This is a genomic window from Polymorphobacter sp. (assembly GCF_048007885.1).
Lineage (GTDB): Bacteria > Pseudomonadota > Alphaproteobacteria > Sphingomonadales > Sphingomonadaceae > Sandarakinorhabdus.
In genome coordinates, this window is the sequence record NZ_CP180346.1 from 352950 (window position 1) to 378055 (window position 25106).

The 25106-nt window shown below is 66.5% G+C and carries 25 protein-coding genes and 1 tRNA gene; 15 read left to right on the top strand and 11 right to left on the bottom strand.

Annotated features, from left to right (window positions below; translation table 11 throughout):
• Positions 1–11 precede the first annotated feature (11 nt).
• On the top strand, positions 12–1943 hold the full coding sequence (gene dxs / locus ACMVO5_RS01725) for a 1-deoxy-D-xylulose-5-phosphate synthase (protein WP_416908367.1): 1932 nt from the start codon (positions 12–14) through the stop codon (positions 1941–1943).
• A gap of 78 nt (positions 1944–2021) precedes the next feature.
• Entirely contained in the window at positions 2022–3266 is a 1245-nt protein-coding gene (locus ACMVO5_RS01730; protein ID WP_416908368.1) for a multidrug effflux MFS transporter, read from the top strand.
• Here the strand turns inward: ACMVO5_RS01730 and ACMVO5_RS01735 are convergent.
• Positions 3253–3882: a glutathione S-transferase family protein gene (locus tag ACMVO5_RS01735; RefSeq protein ID WP_416908369.1), complete on the bottom strand. Its 630-nt coding sequence runs from the start codon at positions 3880–3882 to the stop codon at positions 3253–3255. The genes ACMVO5_RS01730 and ACMVO5_RS01735 overlap by 14 nt on opposite strands.
• 40 nt (positions 3883–3922) lie before the next feature.
• Between ACMVO5_RS01735 and arfB the strand changes: the two genes are divergently transcribed.
• Both arfB and ACMVO5_RS01745 read left to right on the top strand, forming a co-directional pair.
• A complete protein-coding gene (gene arfB, locus ACMVO5_RS01740) occupies positions 3923–4330 on the top strand; it encodes an alternative ribosome rescue aminoacyl-tRNA hydrolase ArfB (RefSeq protein ID WP_416908370.1) in 408 nt (135 codons plus the stop codon).
• A 93-nt stretch (positions 4331–4423) separates the two neighbouring features.
• The gene (locus ACMVO5_RS01745) at positions 4424–4789 is read left to right on the top strand and encodes a CsbD family protein (RefSeq protein ID WP_416908371.1); all 366 of its coding nucleotides are present in this window, start codon (positions 4424–4426) and stop codon (positions 4787–4789) included.
• Positions 4790–4848: 59 nt separating this feature from the next.
• Here ACMVO5_RS01745 and mce read toward each other — a convergent pair whose 3' ends face one another.
• From mce to ACMVO5_RS01770, 5 genes are read right to left on the bottom strand one after another with little or no spacing between them, the layout of a single operon-like run.
• Complete coding sequence (gene mce, locus ACMVO5_RS01750; RefSeq protein ID WP_416909274.1) at positions 4849–5271, bottom strand: methylmalonyl-CoA epimerase; 423 nt, start codon at positions 5269–5271, stop codon at positions 4849–4851.
• A 28-nt stretch (positions 5272–5299) separates the two neighbouring features.
• A complete protein-coding gene (locus ACMVO5_RS01755) occupies positions 5300–6709 on the bottom strand; it encodes a DHA2 family efflux MFS transporter permease subunit (RefSeq protein WP_416908372.1) in 1410 nt (469 codons plus the stop codon).
• Positions 6681–6842: a hypothetical protein gene (locus tag ACMVO5_RS01760; RefSeq protein ID WP_416908373.1), complete on the bottom strand. Its 162-nt coding sequence runs from the start codon at positions 6840–6842 to the stop codon at positions 6681–6683. Before ACMVO5_RS01760 ends, ACMVO5_RS01755 begins: the two co-directional genes overlap by 29 nt.
• A gap of 3 nt (positions 6843–6845) precedes the next feature.
• The gene (locus ACMVO5_RS01765; protein WP_416908374.1) at positions 6846–7877 is read right to left on the bottom strand and encodes an HlyD family secretion protein; all 1032 of its coding nucleotides are present in this window, start codon (positions 7875–7877) and stop codon (positions 6846–6848) included.
• A complete protein-coding gene (locus ACMVO5_RS01770; RefSeq protein WP_416908375.1) occupies positions 7874–8317 on the bottom strand; it encodes a MarR family winged helix-turn-helix transcriptional regulator in 444 nt (147 codons plus the stop codon). The genes ACMVO5_RS01765 and ACMVO5_RS01770 overlap by 4 nt, the downstream gene beginning before the upstream one ends.
• Before the next feature lie 122 nt (positions 8318–8439).
• Between ACMVO5_RS01770 and ACMVO5_RS01775 the strand changes: the two genes are divergently transcribed.
• The 8 genes from ACMVO5_RS01775 to ACMVO5_RS01810 all read left to right on the top strand — a co-directional run bounded on the left by ACMVO5_RS01775 (position 8440) and on the right by ACMVO5_RS01810 (position 17561).
• Positions 8440–8516 (top strand) — tRNA-Pro (locus tag ACMVO5_RS01775).
• Between the two features lie 475 nt (positions 8517–8991).
• Complete coding sequence (locus tag ACMVO5_RS01780) at positions 8992–10650, top strand: M20/M25/M40 family metallo-hydrolase (protein WP_416908376.1); 1659 nt, start codon at positions 8992–8994, stop codon at positions 10648–10650.
• Positions 10651–10715: 65 nt separating this feature from the next.
• Complete coding sequence (locus ACMVO5_RS01785) at positions 10716–11462, top strand: ABC transporter ATP-binding protein (RefSeq protein ID WP_416908377.1); 747 nt, start codon at positions 10716–10718, stop codon at positions 11460–11462.
• A 2-nt stretch (positions 11463–11464) separates the two neighbouring features.
• Positions 11465–12991, top strand: a complete 1527-nt coding sequence (locus ACMVO5_RS01790; protein WP_416908378.1) for an ABC transporter permease — start codon at positions 11465–11467, stop codon at positions 12989–12991.
• Complete coding sequence (locus ACMVO5_RS01795) at positions 12984–13463, top strand: hypothetical protein (protein WP_416908379.1); 480 nt, start codon at positions 12984–12986, stop codon at positions 13461–13463. Before ACMVO5_RS01790 ends, ACMVO5_RS01795 begins: the two co-directional genes overlap by 8 nt.
• Entirely contained in the window at positions 13453–14901 is a 1449-nt protein-coding gene (locus ACMVO5_RS01800) for an ABC transporter permease (RefSeq protein WP_416908380.1), read from the top strand. Before ACMVO5_RS01795 ends, ACMVO5_RS01800 begins: the two co-directional genes overlap by 11 nt.
• 10 nt (positions 14902–14911) lie before the next feature.
• A complete protein-coding gene (locus ACMVO5_RS01805) occupies positions 14912–16249 on the top strand; it encodes an ABC transporter permease (RefSeq protein ID WP_416908381.1) in 1338 nt (445 codons plus the stop codon).
• Between the two features lie 10 nt (positions 16250–16259).
• Positions 16260–17561 (top strand): hypothetical protein, encoded by a 1302-nt coding sequence (locus ACMVO5_RS01810; RefSeq protein WP_416908382.1) that lies wholly within the window; start codon positions 16260–16262, stop codon positions 17559–17561.
• Here ACMVO5_RS01810 and ACMVO5_RS01815 read toward each other — a convergent pair.
• From ACMVO5_RS01815 to ACMVO5_RS01835, 5 genes are read right to left on the bottom strand one after another with little or no spacing between them, the layout of a single operon-like run.
• Positions 17515–18486, bottom strand: coding sequence for an ABC transporter ATP-binding protein (locus ACMVO5_RS01815; RefSeq protein WP_416908383.1), 972 nt, complete (start codon positions 18484–18486; stop codon positions 17515–17517). The genes ACMVO5_RS01810 and ACMVO5_RS01815 overlap by 47 nt on opposite strands.
• On the bottom strand, positions 18483–19496 hold the full coding sequence (locus ACMVO5_RS01820; RefSeq protein ID WP_416908384.1) for an ABC transporter ATP-binding protein: 1014 nt from the start codon (positions 19494–19496) through the stop codon (positions 18483–18485). The genes ACMVO5_RS01815 and ACMVO5_RS01820 overlap by 4 nt, the downstream gene beginning before the upstream one ends.
• Complete coding sequence (locus tag ACMVO5_RS01825) at positions 19493–20860, bottom strand: ABC transporter permease subunit (protein ID WP_416908385.1); 1368 nt, start codon at positions 20858–20860, stop codon at positions 19493–19495. Before ACMVO5_RS01825 ends, ACMVO5_RS01820 begins: the two co-directional genes overlap by 4 nt.
• Before the next feature lie 3 nt (positions 20861–20863).
• A complete protein-coding gene (locus tag ACMVO5_RS01830; RefSeq protein ID WP_416908386.1) occupies positions 20864–21796 on the bottom strand; it encodes an ABC transporter permease in 933 nt (310 codons plus the stop codon).
• Position 21797: 1 nt separating this feature from the next.
• The gene (locus tag ACMVO5_RS01835; RefSeq protein WP_416908387.1) at positions 21798–23465 is read right to left on the bottom strand and encodes a peptide ABC transporter substrate-binding protein; all 1668 of its coding nucleotides are present in this window, start codon (positions 23463–23465) and stop codon (positions 21798–21800) included.
• Positions 23466–23706: 241 nt separating this feature from the next.
• Between ACMVO5_RS01835 and ACMVO5_RS01840 the strand changes: the two genes are divergently transcribed.
• Genes ACMVO5_RS01840 through ACMVO5_RS01850 form a run of 3 tightly spaced genes read left to right on the top strand, consistent with a single transcriptional unit; the run spans position 23707 to position 25101 of the window.
• Complete coding sequence (locus tag ACMVO5_RS01840; protein WP_416909275.1) at positions 23707–24231, top strand: glycoside hydrolase family 108 protein; 525 nt, start codon at positions 23707–23709, stop codon at positions 24229–24231.
• Positions 24221–24571 carry a hypothetical protein gene (locus ACMVO5_RS01845; protein WP_416908388.1) on the top strand — a complete coding sequence of 117 codons (351 nt, stop codon included), beginning with the start codon at positions 24221–24223 and terminating at the stop codon, positions 24569–24571. The genes ACMVO5_RS01840 and ACMVO5_RS01845 overlap by 11 nt, the downstream gene beginning before the upstream one ends.
• A complete protein-coding gene (locus tag ACMVO5_RS01850) occupies positions 24568–25101 on the top strand; it encodes a hypothetical protein (RefSeq protein ID WP_416908389.1) in 534 nt (177 codons plus the stop codon). Before ACMVO5_RS01845 ends, ACMVO5_RS01850 begins: the two co-directional genes overlap by 4 nt.
• Positions 25102–25106 lie beyond the last annotated feature (5 nt).

Here is a 25106-nt window from a genome sequence, read left to right on the forward strand (position 1 = left end):
CTGGCAGGCCTGTGACGAAACGACCTGAAACCCCGCTGCTCGACACCGTCAATGTTCCGGCGGACCTGCGCCGCCTGTCGCATGGGCAGTTGCGGCAGCTGGCCGACGAACTGCGCGCCGAGATGATCGATGCCGTCTCGACGACGGGCGGGCATCTGGGCGCCGGACTTGGCGTGATCGAGCTGACCGTGGCGTTGCATTATGTGTTCGACACGCCTGAGGACAAGCTGGTCTGGGATGTTGGCCATCAGACCTATCCGCACAAGATTTTGACCGGGCGGCGCGACCGGATCCGCACACTGCGCCAGGGCGGCGGGCTGTCGGGTTTCACCAAGCGCTCCGAGAGCGAATATGATCCCTTTGGCGCAGCGCACAGCTCGACGTCGATTTCGGCCGCGCTCGGCTTTGCGGTGGCCAACAAGATGCAGGGCCGCAAGGCCAAGGGCATTGCGGTGATCGGCGACGGTGCGATGTCGGCGGGCATGGCCTATGAGGCGATGAACAATGCCGCGCAGGCCGGCAACCGGCTGGTCGTCATCCTGAACGACAATGACATGTCGATTGCGCCGCCGGTCGGGGCTCTTTCGGCCTATCTGGCGCGCCTGCTCTCGTCGCGGCAGTTCATGGGCCTGCGCGAGGCGGTGAAGCAGCTGGCGCGCAAGGCGCTGCCCAAGCCGCTGATGAATGCGGCGCGGCAGGCGGATGAATATGCGCGCGGCATGGCGCAGGGCGGGGGCACGCTGTTTGAGGAGCTGGGCTTTTATTATGTCGGGCCGATCGATGGGCATAACCTCGACCATCTGCTGCCGGTGCTGGAGAATGTGCGCGATGCCGATGATGGGCCGATTCTTGTTCATGTGGTGACGCAGAAGGGCAAGGGCTATGCGCCGGCCGAGGCGGCGGCCGACAAATATCATGGGGTGGCGAAGTTCGACGTGGTGTCAGGCGCGCAGCAGAAGCCGCAGCCCAAGGCGCCGGCCTATCAGAATGTGTTTGGCGATGCGCTGATTGCCGAGGCCAAGCGCGACGAGAAGATTTGCGCCATCACTGCGGCGATGCCGAGCGGCACCGGCGTGGACCGGTTCAACAAGGCCTTTCCCGAGCGGACCTTCGACGTGGGCATTGCCGAGCAGCATGCGGTGACTTTCGCGGCCGGGCTGGCGGCGGAAGGCATGCGGCCGTTCTGCGCGATCTATTCGACCTTCCTGCAGCGCGCCTATGACCAGGTGGTGCATGACGTGGCGATCCAGAACCTGCCGGTGCGTTTTGCCATCGACCGGGCCGGGCTGGTGGGCGCGGACGGGGCGACCCATGCGGGCTCTTTCGATGTCGCCTATCTGGCGACGCTGCCCAACTTTGTGGTGATGGCGGCGGCTGACGAGGCGGAGCTGGTGCATATGGTGCACACGGCGGCGCTGCATGACAGCGGGCCGATTGCGGTGCGCTATCCGCGCGGCGAGGGCACGGGCACGCCGCTGCCGGCGGTGCCGGAGCGGCTCGAGATCGGCAAGGGCCGGATGATGCGCGAGGGCAAGACGGTGGCCATTCTTTCATTGGGCACGCGGCTGGCCGATGCGATGGCGGCGGCGGATGAGCTGGAGCGCAAGGGCATCTCGACCAGCGTTGCCGACCTGCGATTTGCCAAGCCGCTCGACCATGCGCTCATCCGCAAGCTGGCAGTGACGCATGATGTGGTGGTGACCATCGAGGAGGGCGCGGTGGGCGGCTTTGGCGCGCATGTGCTGACCTGGCTTTCGGACGAGGGGCTGACGGACGCCGGGCTGAAGGTGCGCACCATGCGGTTGCCCGATGTGTTCCAGGACCAGGACAATCCGGCGAAGCAATATGCCGAGGCGGGGCTGGATGCGCCGGCGATCGTGGCGACCGTGCTTGAGGCGCTGCGTTTCAACTCGGTGGCGGTGAGCGAGGGCGCCCGGGCCTGAGGCGCGCTGTTGCCGCATCGCGGCCAATCTGTCGCTGATGCTCTCGACGTCGGGGGTGGCTTGCCCTAGGCGGGCGCGATGGCGACGGTGATGGATACGGGTTTGGCAGGCGCAAAGGTGCCGGCGCGGCGCGAGCCGACGCGCGGTGAGCTGCTGCTGCTGGGCGCGCTGACGGCGTTCGGCGCGATTTCGATCGATCTTTATCTGCCGACCCTGCCGGTGATCGGGCGTGATTTCGGGGCCACGCCGGCGGCGGTACAGCTCACCTTCACGGCGTTTTTCATCGGCATGGCGATGGGGCAGCTGGTCTATGGGCCGGTGAGCGACAGGATGGGCCGGCGGCCGGCGATATTGTTCGGCTGTACGCTGTTTACCGTCTCAAGCATCGCTTGCGCCTTTGCGCCGACCATCGACTGGCTGGTGGCGGGGCGTTTCGTGCAGGCGCTGGGCTGCTGCGCGGGCATGGTGGTGGCGCGCGCGGTGGTGCGTGACCGCTATGATCACCGCGACTCGGCGCGCATCTTCTCGCTGCTGGTACTGGTGCTGGCGGTGGCGCCGATGCTGGCGCCTTCGATCGGCGGCTGGCTGGCGGCGGTGGTGAGCTGGCGGGCGGTGTTCGTGGCGCTGGCGCTGTTCGGTGCGTCGCTGCTCGCGGCGGTGTTCTTCCGCCTTGACGAAAGCCGGTCGGCGGCGACGGCGGACAAGGCGCGCGGCGAGCGCTGGTGGGCCAGCTATGCCGATCTGCTCGGGCGGCGGCGGTTGATGGGCTATATCCTGCTGGGCGGCGCCAACGGCGCGACGCTGTTCAGCTATATCGCCACCGCACCTGACCTTGTGATCGAGGTCTGGGGTTTTACCAGCGGGCAGTTCAGCATGATCTTTGCAGGCGTAGCAGTGGGCGTGATTGGCGCGTCACAGGTCAACCGGGTGCTGCTGCGGCGCTTTTCGCCGGACGATATCCTGTCCGTCGCGGTGCTGGCGGCGGCAGTGAGCGGGGTTTTGGCGCTGGTGCTGGCGCTGGCGGGTGCGGGGCCATGGGGCATGATCGGGGTGTTTGCGCTGGTGCTCACCTCGAACGGGTTGATTGCGGCCAATGCGCTGGCGGGCGCGCTCAACGTCGATCCGCTGCGTGCGGGCGCGACATCGGGGCTCTATGGCTCGGGCAATTTTGCCATGGGCGCGTTGGCTTCGGGGCTGACCGCGGCGCTGCATGACGGCACGGCGCTGCCCGTCGCCATGGTGATGGCGGGCTCGCTGGTTTTGGGGGCGGTCTGCTATTATGCGATGGCGCGGCCGCCATCTGGCGGCGTTAGCCCAGATTGAAGTTATAGGGCTCGGTCTTGCTGGCGGCGGCCTGCCAGGCGGGGCGGGCCTGGATGCGCTTGGCATAGGCTTGGACATTGGGGAAATGCGCGCCCAGACCCTGAGCGGCGGCGATTTCGGCGATGAAGCTCATCATGATGTCAGCGCCCGAGAGCGTGTTTTCGACCAGCCAGTCATTTTCGCCGAGACGGGCGGAGAGATAGCCGACATGGGCGCCAATCTGCTCCTGGATGCGCGGCTGGAGGGGGGCGGCGGCGTCGCCGAGGCGGCTGGTGTAAAGGGCGAGCAGAAAGGGCAGCATCGCCGAGCCTTCGGCGAAGTGCAGCCATTCGAGATAGTCTTCATGAGCATCGGTGCCGGGCTTTGGCATCAGCCGGCCGCCAGCGTGGCGGCGCAGGATGTAATCGGTGATGGCGCCTGATTCGATGATGGTGCGCGCGCCGTCTTGCAAGACCGGCGACTTGCCGAGCGGATGGACGGCCTTGAGTTCGGGCGGGGCGAGGCTGGTCTCGCTATCGCGCGCATAGGCCTTGATCTGATAGGGGAGGCCGAGTTCTTCGAGCAGCCAGACGATGCGCTGCGAGCGGCTGTTGTTGAGATGATGGATGATGAGCATGGTCTGGTCTCCTGACTGCGCCCGAACCTAGGGACATGTGATGGCGATTGAAATCCCCGAGGAGGAGTTGAGCGAAAGCTTTGTCCGGGCGTCGGGTCCGGGCGGGCAGAATGTCAACAAGGTGAATACGGCGGTGCAGCTGCGCTTCGATGTGCGGCGCTCGCCCAGCCTGCCGGATGATGTGGCGGTGCGGCTGATGCGGCTGGCGGGCAGCCGGATGACGCGCGACGGCGTGCTGGTGATCGAGGCGGCGCGGTTTCGCACGCAGGAGCGCAACCGGGCGGATGCGCGGGAGCGGCTGGCGGCGCTGGTGGCAGCTGCCGAGGTGCGGCCCGTCAAGCGGCGGGCGACACGGCCGACGCGGGCCAGCGGGGAGCGGCGGCTGGCCGGCAAGGCGGTGCGCAGCGGGGTGAAATCAGGGCGCGGCAAGGTGCGGATCGACGACTGATTTTGGTGGCGGCCCTTCAAAATCGGGCGTTCAGCGCCTATATGGTGGCCATCAGCGGCTGAGATTCTTCAGCCAGAAGCGAAAGGGGATTTCATGGCGATCAACAAGGATACCGTTGCAGGCAAGGCGCGGGAAGCCGCCGGCAAGGCGCAGGCCGCCGTTGGCGACGCGTTTGACCATGAGCAGACGGAAATCGACGGCCGCATCCGCGAGCTGAAGGGCAAGGCGCAGGAGGCTTATGGCAAGGCGCGCGATGTCTATGGCAAGGCCAGCGAAAAGGCCAAGGACTGGGCCGAGCATGCGCCGGAGACGGCCAAGGAAGCGCGCGAGCGCGCCGCGAAACTGGCTGAGGAGACCAGCACCAAGGTTCGCCATCAGGTGCAGGAGCAGCCGCTGGCGACGCTGGCCGGCGGCATTGCGCTTGGCTTTGTGGTGGGCTGGCTGCTCAACCGGCGCTGAGCTTCGCGAACACGGATTTGAGAAGGCCGCTGGGTTCGCCCTGCGGCCTTTTCTGTGGCTCAATGGCCTTCGGGCGAGGCCATCAGCTCGACGAGGACGCCGCCGGTGTTCTTGGGGTGGAGGAAGATGACCGGCACGCCGTGGGCGCCGATGCGCGGCTCCCCGGTGCCGAGTACGGTGGCGCCGCGGGCGCGCATTAGGTCGCGCGCGGCGATGATGTCTTCGACTTCGAAGCAGACATGATGCTGGCCGCCGGCGGGGTGCTTCTTGAGGAAGCCATGGATCGGGCTATCATCGCCGAGCGGCTCGATGAGTTCGAGCTGGCTGTTGGCGACATCGATGAAGGCGACGCGCACGCCTTGGGTGGGCAGATCGAAGGCGGGTGTGCTGAGCGTGGCGCCGAACAGGCTCTGATAGGTTTCGACCATGGCGTCGATGCTGGGGCAGGCGATGCCGACATGATTGAGGCGGCCGAGCATCATGGGCGGGAGGGGGGACATGGGGGCTCCTTCATTCGGGAAGATGGACGGGAGTGGCAGCGGACGGCGCCGGGCGCAAGAGCAGCAGCAGGGGGATCATGGCGAGTGCGAGGAACACCATCAGCTGGAACACATCGATATAGGCGATGAGCAGTGCCTGGCCGCCCAATATGCCGTCTGCGGCGGCCATGGCGGCTTCGCCGCGCGGGCCGGCGGCGGCGGCAAGGCCCGGGTTGGTGAGTGGGTTTTTGTAGGGGGTGAGGGTGCTGGCGAGATCGGCGTGGGAGATCTGCTGCTGGCGGGCGAGCATGGTGATGGCGAGGCTGAGGCCGATGGAGCCGCCGATGTTGCGCATCAGCATGTAGAAGGCCGAGGCCTCGGTGCGCAGCTGCTGGGGCAGGGTGGAGAAGGCGATGGTATTGAGCGGCACGAAGACAAGGCCGAGGCCGAAGCCCTGAAGGGCGGCGGTAATGATGAAGGGCTGCGCCGGCATGACCGGGGCGAAGCCTGTCATCATGTAGAGACCGATGGCGGCGATGAGGATGCCGGCGAGGATGAGCGGGCGCGGCGACACCCTGCCGATCAGCCGGCCGGCGAGCAGCATGGCCAGCGCCATCCCGATCCCGCGCGGCATTTGCAGCAGTCCGGCTTCGACGACCGGGTAACCATAGAGCGTTTGCAGCATGGTGGGCATGAGTGCTGTGGTGCCGACCAGCAGCACACCGACGATGCCGATGAACAGGAAGCCCAGCATGACGTTGCGGTCGGTGAGCAGGCGGCGGCTGAGGATGGCGTTTTGCGCGGTGGTGAGGTGCACGGCAAAGGCCCAGAGCGCGGCGACCGCGAGGCTGAGTTCGAGCCGGATTTCCCAGGAGCCGAGCCAATCGAGCTGGTGGCCACGGTCGAGGGCGAGCTGGAGGGCACCCATGCCGATAGCGAGAAGCGTGAAGCCGAGCAGATCGAAGCGGCGGCGCAGCGAGGCGGGATCGGGCAGAACGGCGGCAGCGAGCACGATGGTGAGGATGCCGAAGGGCAGGTTGATGAAGAACACCCAGCGCCAGTCGAACCGGTCGGTGAGCCAGCCGCCGATGACCGGGCCGAGGATGGGGCCGACCATGATGCCGACGCCGAACAGCGCGAGCGCCTGGCCTTGGCGGGCGCGCGGCCAAGCATCGAGGATGAAGGATTGCGAGAGCGGCGCGATGACGGCGCCGGTGGCACCCTGCAGCAGCCGGTAGAGCACCATTTCGGGCAGCGAGGTGGCGAGGCCGCAGGCCATGGAGGCGATCGTGAAGGCAGCGACCGCGAACAGGAACAGGCGGCGGCGGCCGATGCGCTCGGCGAGCCAGCCGGTGAGCGGCGTGGTGATGGCGGCAGCGACGATATAGCTGGTCAGCACCCAGGAGATGCTGTCAGCGGCAGCACCCAGGCTGGGCTGCATGTGCGGCAGCGCGACATTGGCGATGGTCGAAATCGAGGATCGTCATGAACGTGCCGAGCATGACGGCGAGCGTGATCAGGTTGCGACGGCCGGTATCGGGCAGCGCGGTGTCAGGAAAGGCGGCGGTGGCCATGCCTCAGCGGCGCGTGTCGACGGTGACTTTGGCGGAGAGGCCGGCGATGAGGGCGAAGGGCGGTTCGCTGTCGATCGCGATGCGCACGGGCACGCGCTGTACGACCTTGACCCAGTTGCCGGTTGCATTTTGCGCGGGGAGTACGGCGAACTCGCTGCCGGTGCCGGCGCCGATGGAGGCGACATGGCCCTTCATCTCGGCGTCGGGATAGGCATCGAGCACGATGGTGGCGCTTTGGCCGGGGCGCATGTGCTGGAGGTCGGTCTCCTTGAAATTGGCTTCGACCCAGGGGTTTTCGGACAGCATGATGGCGAGCGTTGGGATGCCGGTGGCCATGACCTGACCGGGCAGGACCCGGTAAGTCTGGGTGGCGATGCCGTTGGCGGGCGATCTGATGATGGTGCGCGAGAGGTCGAAGGCGGCCTGGTCGCGCGCGGCTTCGGCGGCGAGGATGAGCGGATGCGTGCCGCGCTCAGCGGTATTGGCGCGGGCGCGCGACCCGGCTTCCTCGGCAAGGGCGCTGGCCAGTGCGGCTTCGGCCTGGGCGAGGCTGGAGCGGGCGGCCTGCAGGCGGGCGCTGGTGGTGAAGCCGCGGTCCATCAGCGCCTGCTGACGGGCGAGCTCGGTGCGGGCGAAGGTGACGGCGTCGCGCCGGGCCTCGACATCGGCGCGGCGGCTGCTGGTATCGGTGCCGAGTTCGGCAACTTCCAGGCGGGCACTGGCCAGCCGGGCTTCGGCTTCGGCCAGTGCGAGGCGGAAGGGCTCATCACCGAGGCGGATGAGCACATCGCCGCGGCGCACGGGCTGGGATTCGCGGACCAGCACCTCGGCGACGCGGCCGGTGACATCGGCGCTGATGGCGACGCGGCCCTGCTGGACATAGGCGTTGTCGGTGCTGATGGAGCCGCGCTCGGCGAACCAGAGCCAGACGCCGGCGGCGGCGAGGAGGAGCAGCGGCAAGGCCATGAGCAGCCAGTTGCGGCGCTTGGTGAAGCGGGCCTGTTCCATCTCGATGGTTTCGGGTTGGGCGGTCATTCGGCGGCGCTTTGCTGCGGGGGGGATTGGGTCAGGTTGCCGCGCACGCGCAGCAGCAGAGCGGCGAGCTGGGCCTGTTCGGCGTCGCTGAGGCCGGCGAGGGTCACGGACATCACGTCAGCGCCGACGACGCGCAGCGCATCGAGGATGGGATGGGCGCGCGGGCGCAGATGCAGGCGCCAGACTCGGCGGTCTTGGGGGTCGGGCCGGCGCTCGACGAGATCGGCTTCGGCCAGCCGGTCGACCATGCGGCCCACCGTGATGGTCTCGACGTCCAGCTCTTCGGCGAGGCCGGCCTGGTTGATGCCTTCGAGCCGGGAGAGCGCGAACATCACCTGCCACTGGGCGCGGCTGACGCCGAGGCTACGGGCGCGGGCATCGAAGCGGCGACGCAGCAGGCGGGCGGAATCGCTGATGAGCAGGGCCAGACTGTCGGACATGTGCGGGCTGATAATATACATGCTTGTGATTGCCAAGCTTGTGAATTGCCGGCGCTGTGCGCTGGCCGGGCGCGTCTTTTGGTTGCGCTTGTTCCGCAGGAGGGCTATGCGCGCGCTTCGGTCGGAGCGTGGCGCAGCCTGGTAGCGCACTAGACTGGGGGTCTAGGGGTCGCAGGTTCGAATCCTGTCGCTCCGACCAGCCTTCCCCCCAGATGACGGTTGCTCATGTGGCGAGATCGCCTATCATCTTGTCCGTTCAGACTTAATCGCGGGCTTGGAACGCCCCGTGGCGCCGCGCGCGCATCGGCGGCATGGATATGTTGCGGAATTGACATAAAAAATAGGCTTTGCGTCTATGTGACAGGCTCTTGACAGTCATTTTCGGGTCTGGCCTGATGCAAAAGTGCTGAGGGTTGGTAGTGCTCATGCTTCTCATGCACGGGTTGGGGGATGACCGGAGATAATCCGGCGCTTCCATCGCACTGGACGCTGGGACCGGGAGGTGCCGCTTAGGGTCTGGTCGGTTTCCTTGGGGAAAAGCTGGTTCCGGTTCGTGCTCGGGGAGTTTTCTTGCGGTTTTGATGTGTTGACGGTTCATCTGGCGCCCCGGGGAGGGTGCGTCGTAGGTGGGATGGTTTTTTCGTAGCTCTATGGACTGAGAAGGGGGATTGAATATGTCGATCAGGAAATTGCGGTGGATGCCGCTGGTTATCGGGATTGCAGCGGGTCTGGCTGCGTGCAGCGACCAGACGGGGACGACAGAGACAGCGGACGCGGGGGCAACGGCCGGGGCTGACAAGCCGCTCGGCATTCGCCCGAGCGGTGACGAGACGGTCAAGATCGATATGAGCAAGATCAAGAATGAGGATCTGCCCAAGATTTTTGCCAATATCGACGAGAACATCGACCAGCATGTGATCAACCTTCAGAAGTGGATCCAGCAGCCGACGATTTCGAACACCGGTGAGGGTATTCCGGAATTGGCCGAGATGGTGAAGGGCTTCTTCGATCGCCTTGGCTGCCAGGAAACGCGGATCGATGACCCGGGCATCAACCAGTGGGGCTCGCAGTCGAACCCGGTGGTGTTTGCGCGCTGCGACGAGGGTGCGGAGAAGACGCTGGCCGTCTATTGGCAGGGCGACACCATGCCGGTGTCGCAGCCTGACCTGTGGAAGGCGCCGCCGTTCGAAGGCCGGCTGGTCGAGCAGGCGCCGTTCAAGAAGGTGCTGATCGGGCGTGGGGCGACCAACTCCAAGGGCCCGGAAATGACCTTCTACAATGCGCTGCTCGCGATCAAGGAAGTGACGGGCAAGCTGCCGGTGAACCTGATCTTCGTCGTGGAAAGCGATGAAGAGCGCATGGACGTGGGCCTCAACAAGTGGTTCCAGGACCATGCCGATGAGCTGAAGGACGCGGACGCGCTCTGGGGCCCGGGCGGCTCCGAGGGCTGCGTGTTCGTCGAGCTGACCACGAGCGGCGCCAGCTGGGGTCGCGGTCCGGTCTATTCGGATATCCATGGTTCCAACAAGCGCTCGGTCGACAGCCCGGCGTGGCGGCATATCACCATGTTGTCGAAGCTGGTGTCCGACGATGGCAACACCGTTCTGATCCCCGGCTTCTACGACAATATCGTGCCGCCGACCGAGGAAGAGGTGAAGATGCTCAGCAAGGCGGCCGAGAATTATGATCTCGAGCGTGCGGCCGAGCGTCTTGGTGTGGCCCGGTTCATTTCCGAGGATCCGCTGACCTATCTGAAGATGCAGCGCATGGGCACCTCGATGAACCTTGACGGCATCTGGGGCGGCAACATGTTTGCCGGGGGCTCAGGCGCGATTCTGCCGCGCAAGATCACCTCCAAGCACAATTTCCGCTATGTGCCGAACATGAATGGGCCGGACATTGTCGACAAGCTGCGCAAGTATCTCGACAAGCTTGGCTACAAGGATGTCGAGATCAATCTGGTGGGCGATGTGCCCTGGGCGAAGAAGAACACCGACAATGATCTGAGCCGGTCGAATGCCTATACGGCGTCGATTTTCGGGCAGCGGTTTGACGATATCTCGCCCAATGACAGCATCCTGCTGGCTGGCGGCGGCGGCGGTTATTGGCCTGCCTATCTCTTCTCGGGCACCCAGTCGCCGATCGATATTCCGATCAGCTCGGTGCGCGCCGGGACCGGGGGCAATGCCCACGCAGCCAATGAATTCTATGTCATTGAGGGTGCCGGCAATGCGCTGGGCATGGCAACGGCGGAGAAGGTCGTGGCGACCGCGCTCTACAACTACGCCGGGCTGAACGGCCCGATCGAGATGGAGCCGTCGGGCGGCGAGTGAGGGCCGCGGGCCGCGCCTTGACGGGCGTGGCCCCGCCCATTTCTGTTTGAGAAACGAGCAATTTTATGCCGATCGTATCGCTTCAAGATCTGAAGAAGACGTATCAGCTGGGTGACAACACCGTGCATGCCCTGCGCGGTGTTTCCCTTGATATCGAAGAGGGTGAATTCGTTGCCATCATCGGGCCTTCGGGCTCGGGCAAGTCGACGATGATGCATATTCTCGGCTGCCTCGACCGGCCGACCGAGGGCAAATATCTGCTCAACGGGACCGATGTCTCGAAGCTGTCGCGCGATGAACTGGCGGACATTCGCAACCGGCAGATCGGCTTTGTGTTTCAGGGTTTCAACCTGCTGGCGCGGACGACGGCGCTTGAGAATGTCGAAGTGCCGCTGCTCTATTCGCGCCCGGTGATTCCGCCGGCCGAGCGGGCGGCGCGGGCGCGGGTGGCACTTGAGGCGATCGGCCTTGGCCAGCGCACGGACCACCACCCCAACCAGCTTTCAGGCGGGCAGCAGCAGCGCGTGGCCATCGCCCGGGCGCTGGTGAAGGAGCCGGCGCTGATTTTGGCGGACGAACCGACCGGCAATCTGGACAGCGCGACCAGCATCGAGGTGATGCGACTGTTGCAGGAGTTGCGCGAACGCCGGGGCATCACCATTGTGCTGATCACGCATGAGGCCGAGATTGCGGCTTATGCGACGCGTATCGTCTCCGTGCGCGATGGCCGGATCTTGAGCGATGTGCCGAATGTGCCGCGCACAATGACTACCGAACCGGAGGCGGAAGTTTTGGCTGGCGCTGCGGAGTAACCATGTCGAACGCCTTGCAGACCTTGCCGATGGCTCTGTCGGCGCTGATGCGAAACCGGACCCAGGCCGCGCTGGCGATCTTGGGTGTGATGATTGGTGTGGCGGCGCTGGTGACCAGCCTGGCGCTGGGGCGCGGTGCGCAGAATGCGCTGAGCGAACAGCTTCTCGCGGCCGGCGCCAATGTGATTGTTATCCGTTCGGGCAATTATCAGATGCGGCGCGATCCGGGACCGGACCCGGAAGCGAACATCGGCCATGCGGCCTATCAGGATGATGCGGAGCGGGCGCGGGTGCAGCTTGCAACCTTCAGGCCCGATGACTGGCGTGGCGAGCGCGGCCTTTTGTGGCGGACGCATGCCGAGGATGACCCGCTCGAATCGCATGATCACCCGCTGGCGCGCGAGCGGCTTGGCGATATGGCCGCCGGTCTGGGATCGGCGGCGACGCTGACGCGCGAGGATGCGCGGCTGATCGGCGCGACCATCGACGGGGTCCAGTATGTCGTGTCCGGGGTGCATGAGAATGCGCGCGTGTTTGTGGATGGCAGTGCTGACAAGAAGCAGTGGTTCACGCGGCTGCATGGAACCGAGCCCAACCTGCCCAATGTTCGCGCAGGCTGGGTGATGACCCATGGGCGGTTCATCAATGACAAGGATCTCGCCGACAGCGCCCAGGTGATGGTGCTTGGCCGTGTGGTTGCCGACCGTTTGTTTGGCGAAGGCGTGGACCCGGTGGGGCGCGGCCTGACGCTGTGGAACCAGCCGTTCAAGGTGGTGGGTGTGGTTGGCAGCCGGAGCTGGACCACGCAGCCGGCGCCCGGTGATGATCAGTTTGACGCGGTCTATGTGCCGGTTTCGACCGTGGACCGGTTGCTCAACCTGAGCAAGCTCAACACGGTGACGGTGACGACGCGTTCGGTGGGCGATACCAGCCGGGTTTCGGAGGAGATCACCAAGCTGCTGCGGGCGCGCCATGACATTGGCGAGAAGGATCCGGATGATTTCGTCGTGACGACGATGGCCAAGCAGGCGCTGGGCAAGGGGCTGCCACCCGATCTGGCACGTGCGGTGACGGGCAATGTCGAGCGGGTGGACGAGCTGACGGTGGAGCAGCTTTCCGGATCGCTGACGCGGGCAAACCGGACGATGCTGGTAATGCTCGCCAGCGTGGCGGCGGTGTCGCTCCTGGTCGGCGGCATCGGGGTGATGAACCTGTTGCTGCTCTCGGTCACGCAGCGAACGCGCGAAGTGGGCCTGCGCATTGCGCTGGGGGCGCGGCGCAGTGACATCGCCTCGCAGTTCGTGCTTGAGGCGGTGGTGCTGAGCCTGATCGGTGGTGTGCTGGGCATTTTGATCGGCGTGTTGGCGTCGGGCGGTCTCGAGCGCATCTTCCAATGGACGGCTGTGGTCTCGCCGCTGGCGGCGGCGGCGGCCGTTGTTGTTGCGGTTCTGCTGGGCATCGTGTCCGGCGTTTACCCTGCCCGGCGGGCAGCCGGGCTCGATCCGATAGAGGCCCTTCGGCATGAATAGACTGGCTTTGGCGACTTTGGCGCTTGCTCTGGCGGCAGGGCCGGCGGCGGCGCAGACGCACGGCGGCGCCATGCACGGCGACCATAATCCGCACCACGGTGGTGCTGTGAACATGTATGGGATGATCCATTACGAGATCGTCGTGCCACCGAGCGGCGGTGTTCAGGTGCACATTACCGACGAGATGCGCAATGACTTGCCGGCGACGGCGGTTTCCAACCTGAAGGCCGAGATTGTCCGGCCGAACGGAGCGATCGAGCCGGTGCGCATGACGATCAATCCGACCGGCGAATTTTGGCAGGGCCGCAGCAAGCCGGTGACCGACCCTAAGAGCATAGTGCGTGTGGCTTTCATGCTGCAGCGCGAGCAGGTTCTGGTCGAGATGGACGGCGAGACATTTCCCGATCTGCTGAAGGCCAAGGCAGCGGCCAAGCCGAAGGCGATGCCAGCCGGGATGCATAATGGGCATTAATCTTGCTCTGGCGCTGAAAGCGCTGCAGCAGAACAAGTTACAGACGATCCTAACCTTGCTTGGCGTCAGCGTCGGCGTGGCGATGGTGGTGATCGTGTCCGGGCTGGGGCTGGGCGCGCAGGAGCGCATCGAGAGCCAGATCGAGGGCGCTGGGCCGACCATGATCGAGATCAGGGCTGGCAATTATCAGCCGCCGGCGATTGCCGGGGATGTGACGCAGGACAGCAGCGGCGGTGAGCCCTCTCAGGGGATGGCCGTGATGGGCTTTGGCAATGACGGGCTTGGCGACCCGGCAGTGGCGGCGGCGATGCGCGCCGAGCGCCAGCGGATGCGCGATGCAGAGCGGCCGATGCACCATCGAACACCGGCCTCGCCGCTGAGCAAGGCGGACCTTGAGGCGCTGCGCACGCGGATTGCGGATACAAGGGCTGTGGCCGGGCGCGTGGAGGGCAATGTGCGGCTGGGTGAAACCGCAGCGACGCGGCTGCGTACCGTCAGGGCGAGCGGCATCGAGGCGCCCTGGCCTGACATGCGCGGCTGGAAGGTGACGGCGGGGCGGCTGATTTCTGAGCGTGAGCATGCCGACGGTGCGCCTGTGATGGTGGCAACGGCCGAGGTGGTCGCGCGACTGTTTCCGGGCGTGGCCACGCCGGTTGGCCAGTCGCTCGACGTGGCGGGACGGGATGTCTCGCTCGTCGGGATTGTCAGCGACACCAAGGATGAGGCGGGGGCGCTGATCCCGATGATCCATGTGCCGCTGGCGGCGGCGCAGGCGATGCTGGGGCAGGAAGCACTGGATTCGATTTCGGTGCGGACCGCGTCTGTGGCGGTGACCACGCAGGTGAGCGAGGCGGTTCGGCAGGAATTGCGCACGCTGCACGGGCTGGCCGAGGATGAGCTCGACGATTTCCGGGTGAAGACCCAGAGCGTGGCGGCTTTGCCGAGCCTGGGCGCCAATCCGATGCTGGCGCGATCGGTGCATGGCAATGTGGTCGGGCTGGAGGCGGAATCCTGGGCTGAAATGGCGAAGAGCCTGCGCGCGGCGGGGCGGACGTTCACGCTGCTGCTGGCGGGCGCTGCCGGGGTGTCGCTGCTGGTCGGCGGCATCGGCGTGATGAACATCATGTTGGTCTCGGTGTCGTCGCGCACGCGCGAGATTGGCCTTCGCATGGCGCTGGGTGCGCGCGCCGAGGATGTGATGGTGCAGTTTCTGGTCGAGGCGGTGGCGCTGGCGGCGCTGGGCGGGCTGATGGGGCTTGTGCTGGGCGGGATCGGGCTATTGGTCGCGGATTATGGCCTGCATTGGGCGACGGCGGTGTCGCCGTTCATGATCGTGCTCGCGGTGGTGGTCGCCGGGGTGACGGGGATTGCCTTTGGCATCGGTCCGGCGCGGCGCGCGGCGGCGCTCGACCCGGTGATCGCGCTCAAGGCGGAATAGGAGATAGGTCATGCTGGCATTGTTCCCGGTCAATATTCGGCTTGCGCTGCGCTCGCTCGGGCGCAATCGGCTGCGCACGCTGTTGACCATGCTCGGCATCATCATTGGTGTGGCGGCTGTGTTGACCATGGTGGCGCTGGGAACGGGTGCGCGCGCGGCGGTGGAGGGCGAAGTCAGCTCGGCCGGCACGCGGCTGATCTTTGTGCGCGCCGGCAATTACACGCGCGGCGGGGACAGCATCGGGATCACGGCCGGGCTCGGGGCAGCGAAGACGCTGACGCCGGAGGACGCCGAGGCGATCAAGGCCATCGAAGGGGTTGATACGGTGAGCCGGGGGATCGACCTGCGGGACAATCTGACCGCGGGGCGGGTGCGCAGCTTCGCCCGGGTGCAGGGCGTGGAGCCGGGCTATGATAAGGGCTATGGCTGGGTGATCGATCCAGGTCGGATGCTGGCCGATGGCAGCCGCGAAGCGGTGGTTGGCAAGACGCTGGCGGCGCAGTTGTTCGGAAGCACGGACGAGGCGCTCGGGAAGACGGTGACGCTGCGCGGGGTCGATTTCACCGTGGTGGGTGTGACCGACGGCGTTTCGGAAGATCACTCCGAGGTGTTGTTCGTGCCTTGGCAGAGCCTACAGGCGATGCGCGGGGGCACGCATCTCGACACGATTGTGGTGGCGGCGGAAAAGGCGGGCGAGGCCTCGAAGGTGGCGGACGAGGTGAAGAAGCTGCTGCGCGAGCGGCACGGCCGCGCGACCACGCCCGACGCCAGCCGGGGGTATATTGCGGCGCAGGCTGGCGGCGGCGGCACGCCCGATGACTTCACCGTGGAAACCCAGGCGGCGCGTGCGCTGACCAAGGGGCTTTACACGCCGGCGGCGGCCTTTGCGCTGGCCAATCTGCCCAAGCTCGATGAGGTTACGCTGGAGGAAATGGCGGACACGCTGGACCGGGCCAGCGACACCATGACGGCGCTTCTGGCGAGCATCGCCGGCGTCTCTCTGGTGGTGGGCGGCATCGGCATCATGAACATCATGCTGGTGTCGGTGACCGAGCGGACGCGCGAAGTGGGGCTGCGGGTGGCGACGGGCGCACGCTCTTCGGACATTGCCATGCAGTTTCTGATCGAGGCGATGACGCTGAGCATCATCGGCGGGCTGATCGGGCTGGGACTGGGGCTGGTGGCGTCATGGGCGATTGGCTGGTCGCTGGGCTGGCCGGCGCAGGTCTCACTGGCGGCCATGGCGGTCGCGATCGGTATTTCGGCGGCCGTGGGGCTGGTGTTTGGCAGCTATCCGGCGCGGCGTGCGGCCCAGCTTGACCCGATTGATGCGTTGCGCACCGAATAGTGGCTGAGCGATGACGCGCCGGGCGCGCTGGTGGTTGGTGCTGGCCGGTGTCGCTGTTCTTGTTGCGGGCATTGGGTTTGGGCTGTCTGGCCGGCCTGACCCGGCGGAACGACTGGAGGCGCAGGCGCGGCGCTATGTGACGCTGGCGCTGTCTTTGCGCACGATCAGCCCTGATGATGTCGACGATTATTTCGGCCCGGCGGAACTGATGCCGTCAGCGCCGCTGCCTCCGGATGTGTTGCAGGTAGAACTGGCGGCGCTGGCCGATGCGCTGCGTGCGGATGAGGCCCGGGCATCGATGGCGCGTCGCGCCCGGCTGCTGGCGCGGGTCGAGCATCTGCAGGCGTTGCTCGGGGTGATCGAGGTGCCGCGCAGCCTTGATCTGGATGCGCAGGGGCGCGCGATTTTCGGGGTGACGCCGCTGCCGGTCGACAGGGCGGCGATGGCAGCGGCGCGTGCGGAGCTGGAGGCGCTGTTGCCGGGGGACGGAGAGTTGATCGACCGGCTGACGGCGTTCCGGGCACGCTATGTGATACCGCGGGAGACAGGCAAGGCGGTGTTCATGCGGGCGCTGGCCGAATGCCGGGCGCGCACTTTGGCGGTGTGGAATTTGCCGGCTGATGAGGCGCTGGAGGTGGAATGGGATAACCGGATTCCGGCGGCGTGGCATCATTATCTGGGCGGCCATCGCAGCCGCTTGCAGGTTTATCCGGGCGCGACGATGGACCCGGCATCGGCGCTCGATATGGCCTGTCATGAGGCTTATCCGGGGCATCATGCGCAGTTTTTGCTGATGGACGCGCGGGCGGACGGGCTGCCGGTGGAGGAGACATTGGTGTTGCTGCGCTCGCCGCAGTCGGCGCTGCGCGAGGGGGCAGCGAATTTTGGCGTGTCGCTGGTGTTTCCAGCCGCCGAACGCGAGGCGTTCATGCGTGACGAACTGTTTCCCATGGTGGGGTTCGCGCCCGACGAGGCGGCGCGCTATGAGGCCGTGCATCGGCTGGCCGGGCAGTTTTCGAGTGCGGTGGTGCCGATCCTCAAGGACTATCGTGCCGGGCGGCTGACGCGCAATGCTGCGGCGCAGGCGCTGGGGCGCGAGGCGCTGGTTTCAAGCCCTGAGGCGCTGATTGCCTTCTTCGACCGCTACGGGGCGCTGGTGCTGGGATATACGGTGGCCGAAGCACGGGTGCGGGCGGCGGTTATGGCGGCTGATGACCGCTGGGCGCGGCTGGCGGATATCGTGTCTGGGCTGGAACTGGCGGTGCTCAGGGGTGAAGATGGCAGGCCACCAGACGCGCGGGCTGGCCGCTGAGCGGGCGCAGGGCGGGCGTTTCGCTGCGGCAGCGGGGCATGACATGCGGGCAGCGGCCGGCAAAGCGGCAGCCGGGGGGGATATCGATGGGCGAGGGGATTTCGCCGCTGATCGCGGTGGGGCCGCGCCGGCGCTCGCGTTCGGGGTCCGGCTCGGGGTTGGAGGCGATGAGCGCCTGTGTGTAGGGGTGTTGGGGGTGGAAGAAGACCTCGGTGGCGGGGCCGATTTCGACGAGGCCGCCGAGATACATGACGGCCATGCGATCGGAGACGTAGCGGACCATCGACAGGTCGTGCGCGATGAACAGCAGCGTCAGCCCCATGGCGTCTTGCAGCTCTTGCAGCAGATTGACGACCTGCGCCTGGACCGAGACATCGAGGGCGGAAATGGGCTCGTCGCAGACGACGAATTCCGGCCCCTGGATGAGGGCGCGGGCGATGCCGATGCGCTGGCGCTGGCCGCCGGAGAATTCGTGGGGATAGCGGGACATATGGCCGGGTTCGAGGCCGACGCGGCCGAGCCAGTCGGCAACGCGGGCCTCGATCTCGGTGCGGCTGAGGCTGGTGCCGACGGCCAGGCCTTCGCCGATGATCTCGCCGACGGTCATGCGCGGGTTGAGCGAGGAATAGGGATCCTGGAAGATCATCTGCATGGTCTTGGCGTGGCGGCGGAAATCGGCCGGGCGATAGGCCTTCGGCAGGCGCTCGCCGCGATAATCGACGCTGCCGCTGGTCTTGTCGTGGAGGCCGACGATGGTCTTGCCGAGCGTCGACTTGCCGGAGCCGGATTCGCCGACAAGGCCGACGATCTCGCGTTCATGGATGGTCAGGCTGACGTCATCGAGCGCGTGGATCCTGCGGCCGCGGGGGAGCGGGAAGAATTTGGTCAGCCGGTCGGCCTTGAGGAGGACGGGACGCGCGCTCATGACAGGCTTTCGGGCGTGAGTTTGCCTTTAGGGGCGCGCTCATGGTGGAGCCAGCAGCGGCCGAAGTGGCCGGGGCCGGCCTCAAAGGCGGGTGGCGGCTCGCTGGCGCAGACCTGCATGGCATGGGGGCAACGAGCGGCATAGGCGCAGCCGGGCGGCGGGGCGAAGAGATCGGGCGGGCTGCCCTCGATGGGGCGGAGCCGGTGTTCGGCGCCGCTGGCGGCGGTGGGCATGGCCGCGCGCAGGCCCAGCGTATAGGGATGGGCCGGCCGGGCGAAGATATCATCGACATGGCCCTGTTCGACGATCTGGCCGGCATACATGACCGCCACCCGGTCTGCCATGCGGGCGACGACGGCGAGATCATGGGTGATGAGGATGATGGCCATGCCATGCTCTTTTTGCAGGGCGGCGAGCAGATCGAGAATCTGGGCCTGGATGGTGACATCGAGCGCGGTGGTTGGTTCGTCGGCAATGAGGATGGCGGGCTCGCAGGCGAGCGCCATGGCGATCATGGCGCGCTGGAGCATGCCGCCGGAGAATTCGAAGGGATATTGGCGGGCGCGGCTGGCGGCTTCGGGGATGCGGACCATTTCGAGCAGTTCGATGGCGCGGGCAAAGGCGGCGGCACGGCTCCAGCCGCGATGGACTTCGAGCGTTTCGGCGATCTGGCGGCCGATGGTCATGGTCGGGTTGAGCGAGGTCATGGGGTCCTGAAAGATCATGCCGATCCGGCTGCCGCGAAAATCTGCCCCCTCGATGCGGGTGGTGCCGAGGATGTTGTGGCCATCGAGGCATGCGCTTCCGGCGGTGATGCGGCCGGGCGGCATCGGGACAAGGCCCATCAGCGCCTGCACGGTGACGGACTTTCCGCACCCCGATTCGCCGACGATGGCCAGCGTTTCGCCCGCTTCGACATGGAAGGAAACGCCGCGCACGGCCTTAACGGTGCCGCCGTAGCTGGCGAACTCGACGTGGAGATTTTCGACCTCAAGGAGCGGCGAGGTCATTCGCGGGACCTCATGCGGGCGTCGAGCGCGTCGCGCAGGCCGTCGCCGAGAAGGTTGAAGGCGAGCACGGTGACGCTGATGAACAGGGCCGGCAGGGCGAGCTCATGCGGCGTGCTGAGCATGGTTTTGATGCCGTCGTTGCTCATGCTGCCCCAGGATGCGGTGGGCGGGGCGACGCCCATGCCGATGAAGGAGAGGAACGCCTCGGTGAAGATGGCGCTGGGGAAGGCGAAGGTGAGGGTGACGAGGATGACGCCCATGGTGTTGGGGATCATGTGGCGGAGCACCAGATAGAAGGTCGGCGCGCCGAGCAGGCGGGCGGCGCTGACATAGGCCTCTTCGCGGACCTGCAGGACCTGGCCGCGCACGAGACGCGCGGTGCCGGGCCATGACAGGATGACGAGGGCGACGATCATCGGCAGGATGCCGCTTTCGCCGGGACCGATGCCAAAGGCGATCTTGAACAGGATCATGAACAGCAGGAACGGCAGCGCGATGACGAAATCGGCAAAGCGCATGAGCAGGGCGTCAGTGCGGCCGCCGAGAAAGCCGGCCACCGCGCCGACGAGGACGCCGATGAGGACATAGAGCAGGGGCGCGACGACGCCGATGAACAGCGAGACGCGGGCGCCCTGCATCAGCCGGGCGAGCATGTCGCGGCCGAGATAATCGGTCCCGAGCGGATGCAGGCTGTAGGCGATGCTGTCCCCGACGCCGAGCTTCGTGTCGGCATCGATCATGCCGCGCTGCAGGGCCTCGTCGCGGGTGATGGCGCTGGTGGGGGTGACTTCGATGGTCTGCTGGCCGGGCAGGTCGGCGCCGGTGCGGCCGAGCGGCACCACGGTGTAGAAGGTGGTGCGGGCCTTGAGGTCCATCCGGTCTTCATAATGGGTGACGCCGGTGCCCTCGGTGGTGCCGAGCGGGACGCCGCGCGGGCCGCCGGGGCGGACAGGGACGATGTTGCGATAGACCCGGTAAGCCGCAGCGCCCGGCACGGCCGGCCAGGCGAGGCGGACGCTCTGGGTGGTGGCAGGTTCGGCGAGGGCGAGGGCCGGGGGTGCGCGCTCAGGCCCGGCCCAGCGGACATAGGGGGAGACGATGGTGACGCTGCGGTCAGCACCGGGCGGGCGGCTGATCTGCTGGACATCCTGGGTGGCGGGATCGACGCGCCAGACGAGCGGGCCGACGAGGGTGAAGGCGGCAAGGGCGGCGATGATGAGGAGCGAGGCCATGGCGCGGCGGTTGGCCTTGAGCCGGCGCCAGGCATCCTGCCAATAGGATTGGGAGGGGCGCGTCTTGGCAGGCGGGCGCGCGTCCTTGTGGAGGGGGGCGAAGGCGGAAGGGGGCAGGGGGGCGCTGGCCATGGCTCAGCGCAACCTGACGCGCGGGTCGATGACGCCGTAGATGAGGTCGACGGCGATGACCATGAGGACGAGGAAGGCGCCGTAGAAGACGGTGGTGCCCATGATGACGGTATAATCAAGCTGTTGCACGGCCTGGACGAAATAGCGCCCGAGGCCGGGGATGGCGAAGACCAGCTCGACGACGAAGCCGCCGGTGGTGATGCCGGCGATGGCGGGGCCGAGCACGGTGACGACCGGAAGCACGGCGTTGCGCAGCGAATGGCCAAGGAAGATGCGCGAAGCGGGCAGACCCTTGGCACGCGCGGTGCGGATATAGTCGGTGGTGGCGATTTCGAGCATGGCGCTGCGCATCAGCCGGGTGAGATAGGCCATGGTGCCGAGCCCGAGCACAAGGGCGGGGAGCAGCATGTGTGCGGCACTGCCCCAGCCGGCAATGGGCAGCAGCGAGATGCCGAAGAGCGTGTTGGCGCGCACGAGGCTGAGCTGGCTGAAGGCGGCGACGACGAAGCTTGGCACCGAGATGCTGATGATGACGGCGAGCATGATCAGCGTGTCGGGCCAGCGGTTGCGGGTGAGCGCGGTGAGGGCCCCGAAGAGGATGCCGCCCAAGGCTGCGAAGAGGACGGCGAGGATGCCGAGGGCGGCCGAGACCGGGAAATGCTCGCGGATGATGTCGTTCACCTCGCGGTTGCGCTGGGTGTAGGAGATGCCGAGATCGCCCTGCACCAGATTGCGCATGTAGATGAGATATTGGGTGGAAAGCGGCTTGTCGAGGCCGTAGCGGGCTTCGAGATTGGCCTGGATTTCGGGGGTGAGCGCCTTGTCGCGGCTGAGGGGATTGCCGGGCACGGCGTGCATGGCGAGGAAGGTGGCCGTGGCGATGAACCAGACGGTGATGAGGCCCTGAAGGAGGCGGGAGACGGTGTAGCGCCACATGTCAGCGCGGGCCTTGCGGCTCGATGAGGCGGACGCCGAGAAAATTGGGATCGGCGCCGAAGAAGCCGCGCTCCATGCCCTGCATCGCGGGATCGACGACATAATTTTTGACGCGCTCATATTCGGGGATGATCACGGCGTCTTCGACAACGATCTGCTGGATACGAGCGAAGGCCTTGATGCGGGTGGGCGGGTCGATGGAGGTGCGGGCCAGCGTGATGAGGCGGTCGTACTCGGGGTTGCTATAGGCACCGCGGTTCTGGCCGGAACCGGTCTGGAACAATTCGGCGAAGGCGAGGCCATCGGCATAATCGGCGGACCAGCCGGCCATGACCATGTCGAAATCGCCGGCGAGCATCTTGGCGAGACGCTGCTTGAAGATCTGTGCGTCGATGCGGACATCGAGGCCAAGCGTCTGCTTGAGGGTGGCCTGATAATATTCGGCATTGCGCACGGCCCCCGGCGCATCGCCGGTGAGCAGCATCAGGGGCGGCAGCGTTTCGAGGCCCAGCTCCTTTTTGGCGAGCGCCAGATAGCGGCGGGCCTTTTCCGGATCGGGGACGACGGCATCGACCGGATACTCCTTGCGCAGCGTGGTCTCGACCCCGGGGATCCAACGGGGGAAGAGCGACTTTCCGGCGTGATAGCCGGGGATCTTGATGACCTGGTTGACCTCTTCCTCGGTGTCGATGGCGTATTGGATGGCCTTGCGCAGGTTAAGGTTGCGGGTCAGGCGCTTAGGCCGGTGGTTGAATTCGAGATAGAAGAGCACGCCTTCGTCATAGCTGTTGATGGTCCAGCCGTTGAGCATGGCCTGTTCGATATTCTGCTGGCCAATGTCGGCCATGGCGATCTTGCCGTCCTGGAACAGGTTGATGATGGTGCCGGCGTCGGTGGTGAAATAGGGAAAATCGATGACGTTGAGGGCGATCTTGTCCTTGTTCCAGTATTTCTGGTTCCTTTCGAGGCGGATATGGGCGCCGTGGACCCAGCGGGTCATGGTGAAGGGGCCATTGTAGAGCAGGGTTTCGGCGCTTGAGGCATAGCGGCCCTCAAGGCCCCTGTAGAAATCCTCGCGGATGGGGAAGAGGACGACAAAGGACGAGAGCTTGTCGAAATAGGGGATGGGGCGCTCGAACTCGACGGCCAGTTCATGATCGGAGATGGCACGGGCGCCAAAGCTGGAGACCGGCTTCTTGCCGGCGACGATGGCTTCGGCATTTTTGATGCCGAACATGATGCTCGCATATTCCGAGCCGCTGGCGGGATCGACGGTGTTGCGCCAGGCAAAGACGAAATCATGGGCGGTGACGGGCTTGCCGTCGCTCCACAGGGCATCCTTGCGCAGCCAGAAGCGGGCGCCGGTTTCGGTCACCTCCCAGCGCTCGGCGACACCCGGGTGGAGATTGCCCTTGCTGTCGAGGCGGGTCAGCCCCTCCATGACATGGCCGAGGATGCGGCCGCTGATCTCGTCGGCGGTGATGCTGGTGTCGAGATTGGGCGGCTCGGTTTCGAGGATGAGGGTGATGGTGCCGGTTTCGGGATCGACGCCCTTGCCGCCCGCACCTGCCGTGCCGACGCGGGCGAGCAGGACCATGACCAGGGCGATCAGACCGAGGCCGGCGAGCGCGAGCAGCAGCAGTTGCAGGCCCGGCGAGAGGCGGGCCATGGCGGGCGTCGCCTTGGGCGGGGGGCTGGAACTGTTGGATGCGGTGGTGATGGTGCGGCCCCTCCAAGGCCCGATGTCCTGTGTTTGCCGGGACGAGGTTAGGGGGGCTGATGCGGACGTGCAAGCGGCCATCCGACGCAGAGAATCGGTTTCTTCTATTGACATTTAGTTCCAAATAGGTTATTTAATGCTGTCTTGGGCTGGGAGATCGGATGTGGCGAACGGGGAGCGGCTGGCGGCGATGCTGGACGGGGTGCTGGCGCGCGAAGGGGGCTTTGTCGACCATCCCGATGACCGGGGCGGGGCGACGAACTGGGGGATCACCGAGGCCGTCGCCCGGGCGAATGGATGGGCGGGCGCCATGCGCGAGCTGCCGCGCGAGGTGGCGGTGGCCATCTACCGGCAACTTTACTGGACGCAGCCACGGCTGGACCAGCTGGCGCGCTTGTCCTGGCCGGTGGCCGAGGAGCTGTTTGATACGGGCGTCAACATGGGGCCGGGCGTGGCGGTGATGATGCTGCAGCGCAGCCTCAACGCGCTCAACCGGCAGCAGCGGGACTGGCCTGACCTTGTGACCGACCGGCGGGTGGGCGCAGCGACGCTGGCGGCGCTGGCGGCGCTGCTGCGGGTGAGGGGGGCTGAGGGCGAGACGGTGTTGCTCCGCGCGCTCAATGCGCTGCAAGGCGCGCGTTATATCGAGCTGGCCGAAGCGCGCGCGGCGAACGAGAGCTTTCTCCATGGCTGGCTGATGCACCGTGTCGCCTGAGGGGCCGATGGTGCCGCGAAGCCGGCTCAACCTGCATCCGAACTGGCGGCGCACGGTGCTGGCGCTGGTGTTTGCGGCCTCGGGCGCGGCGCTGACGCTGGTGGCGGTGTGGCTGGCGTGGAATGTGCTCAATGCGCCCTGGCCCGACGCGCTGGCGGCCGCGCGGCTGCGGATCATCGGGGTGTCTCTCTATGCGGTGCTGGCGCTGCTGGGGCTGGTGCTCACGGGTCTGGCGATGAATGTGGCGCTGCGGCAGGTGTCGGCGAAGTTCATGGGGGCGGATTTTTCGGCCTCGGGCGGGGAGGGCGGCAGCGACTGTGACCATGGGGGGCAGGGGTGATCGGCCTGTGGGCGGGGGTGCGGCGGCTGCCGGGCTGGCTGTGGGCGGGGCTGGCGCTGGTGGCGCTCGGCTGGGCTGTGCTGCGCTGGCACGAGGGGCGACTGCGCGCGGCGCGGGCCGAGGGGGCGGCGGCGCAGGCGGCGCTGGACCGGGCGGCGTTTGAGGAGGCGGCGCGGGCGGCGGCGGCGGCGCAGGGCGCGCTGGTGGAGGCGCTGGCGGCGCGGGCGGCCGCGATTTCGAAGGGGAGTGATGATGCGCTTGCGCGTGACCATGCTGAGCTGGCTCGGCGTTATGATGCTTTGCGGCTGCGCTGGGCCGAGGCTCGCGCCGGTGGAGGTGATGCCGGCGACGGTGCAGCAGCCGCGCTTTCCGGCGCCGCCAGCGCGGCTGACGACGCCGCTTGCGCGGCCCGAGGGTGGGTGGATTTCGCGACTGCCAGTGCCGCCGCGGAAGCCGCCGACCGCGCCATAGCCAAGGATGATGCATGGATTGCCTGGGCGGCGGCGCAGGCGGCGGCCTGGCCGGAGTGAGGCGT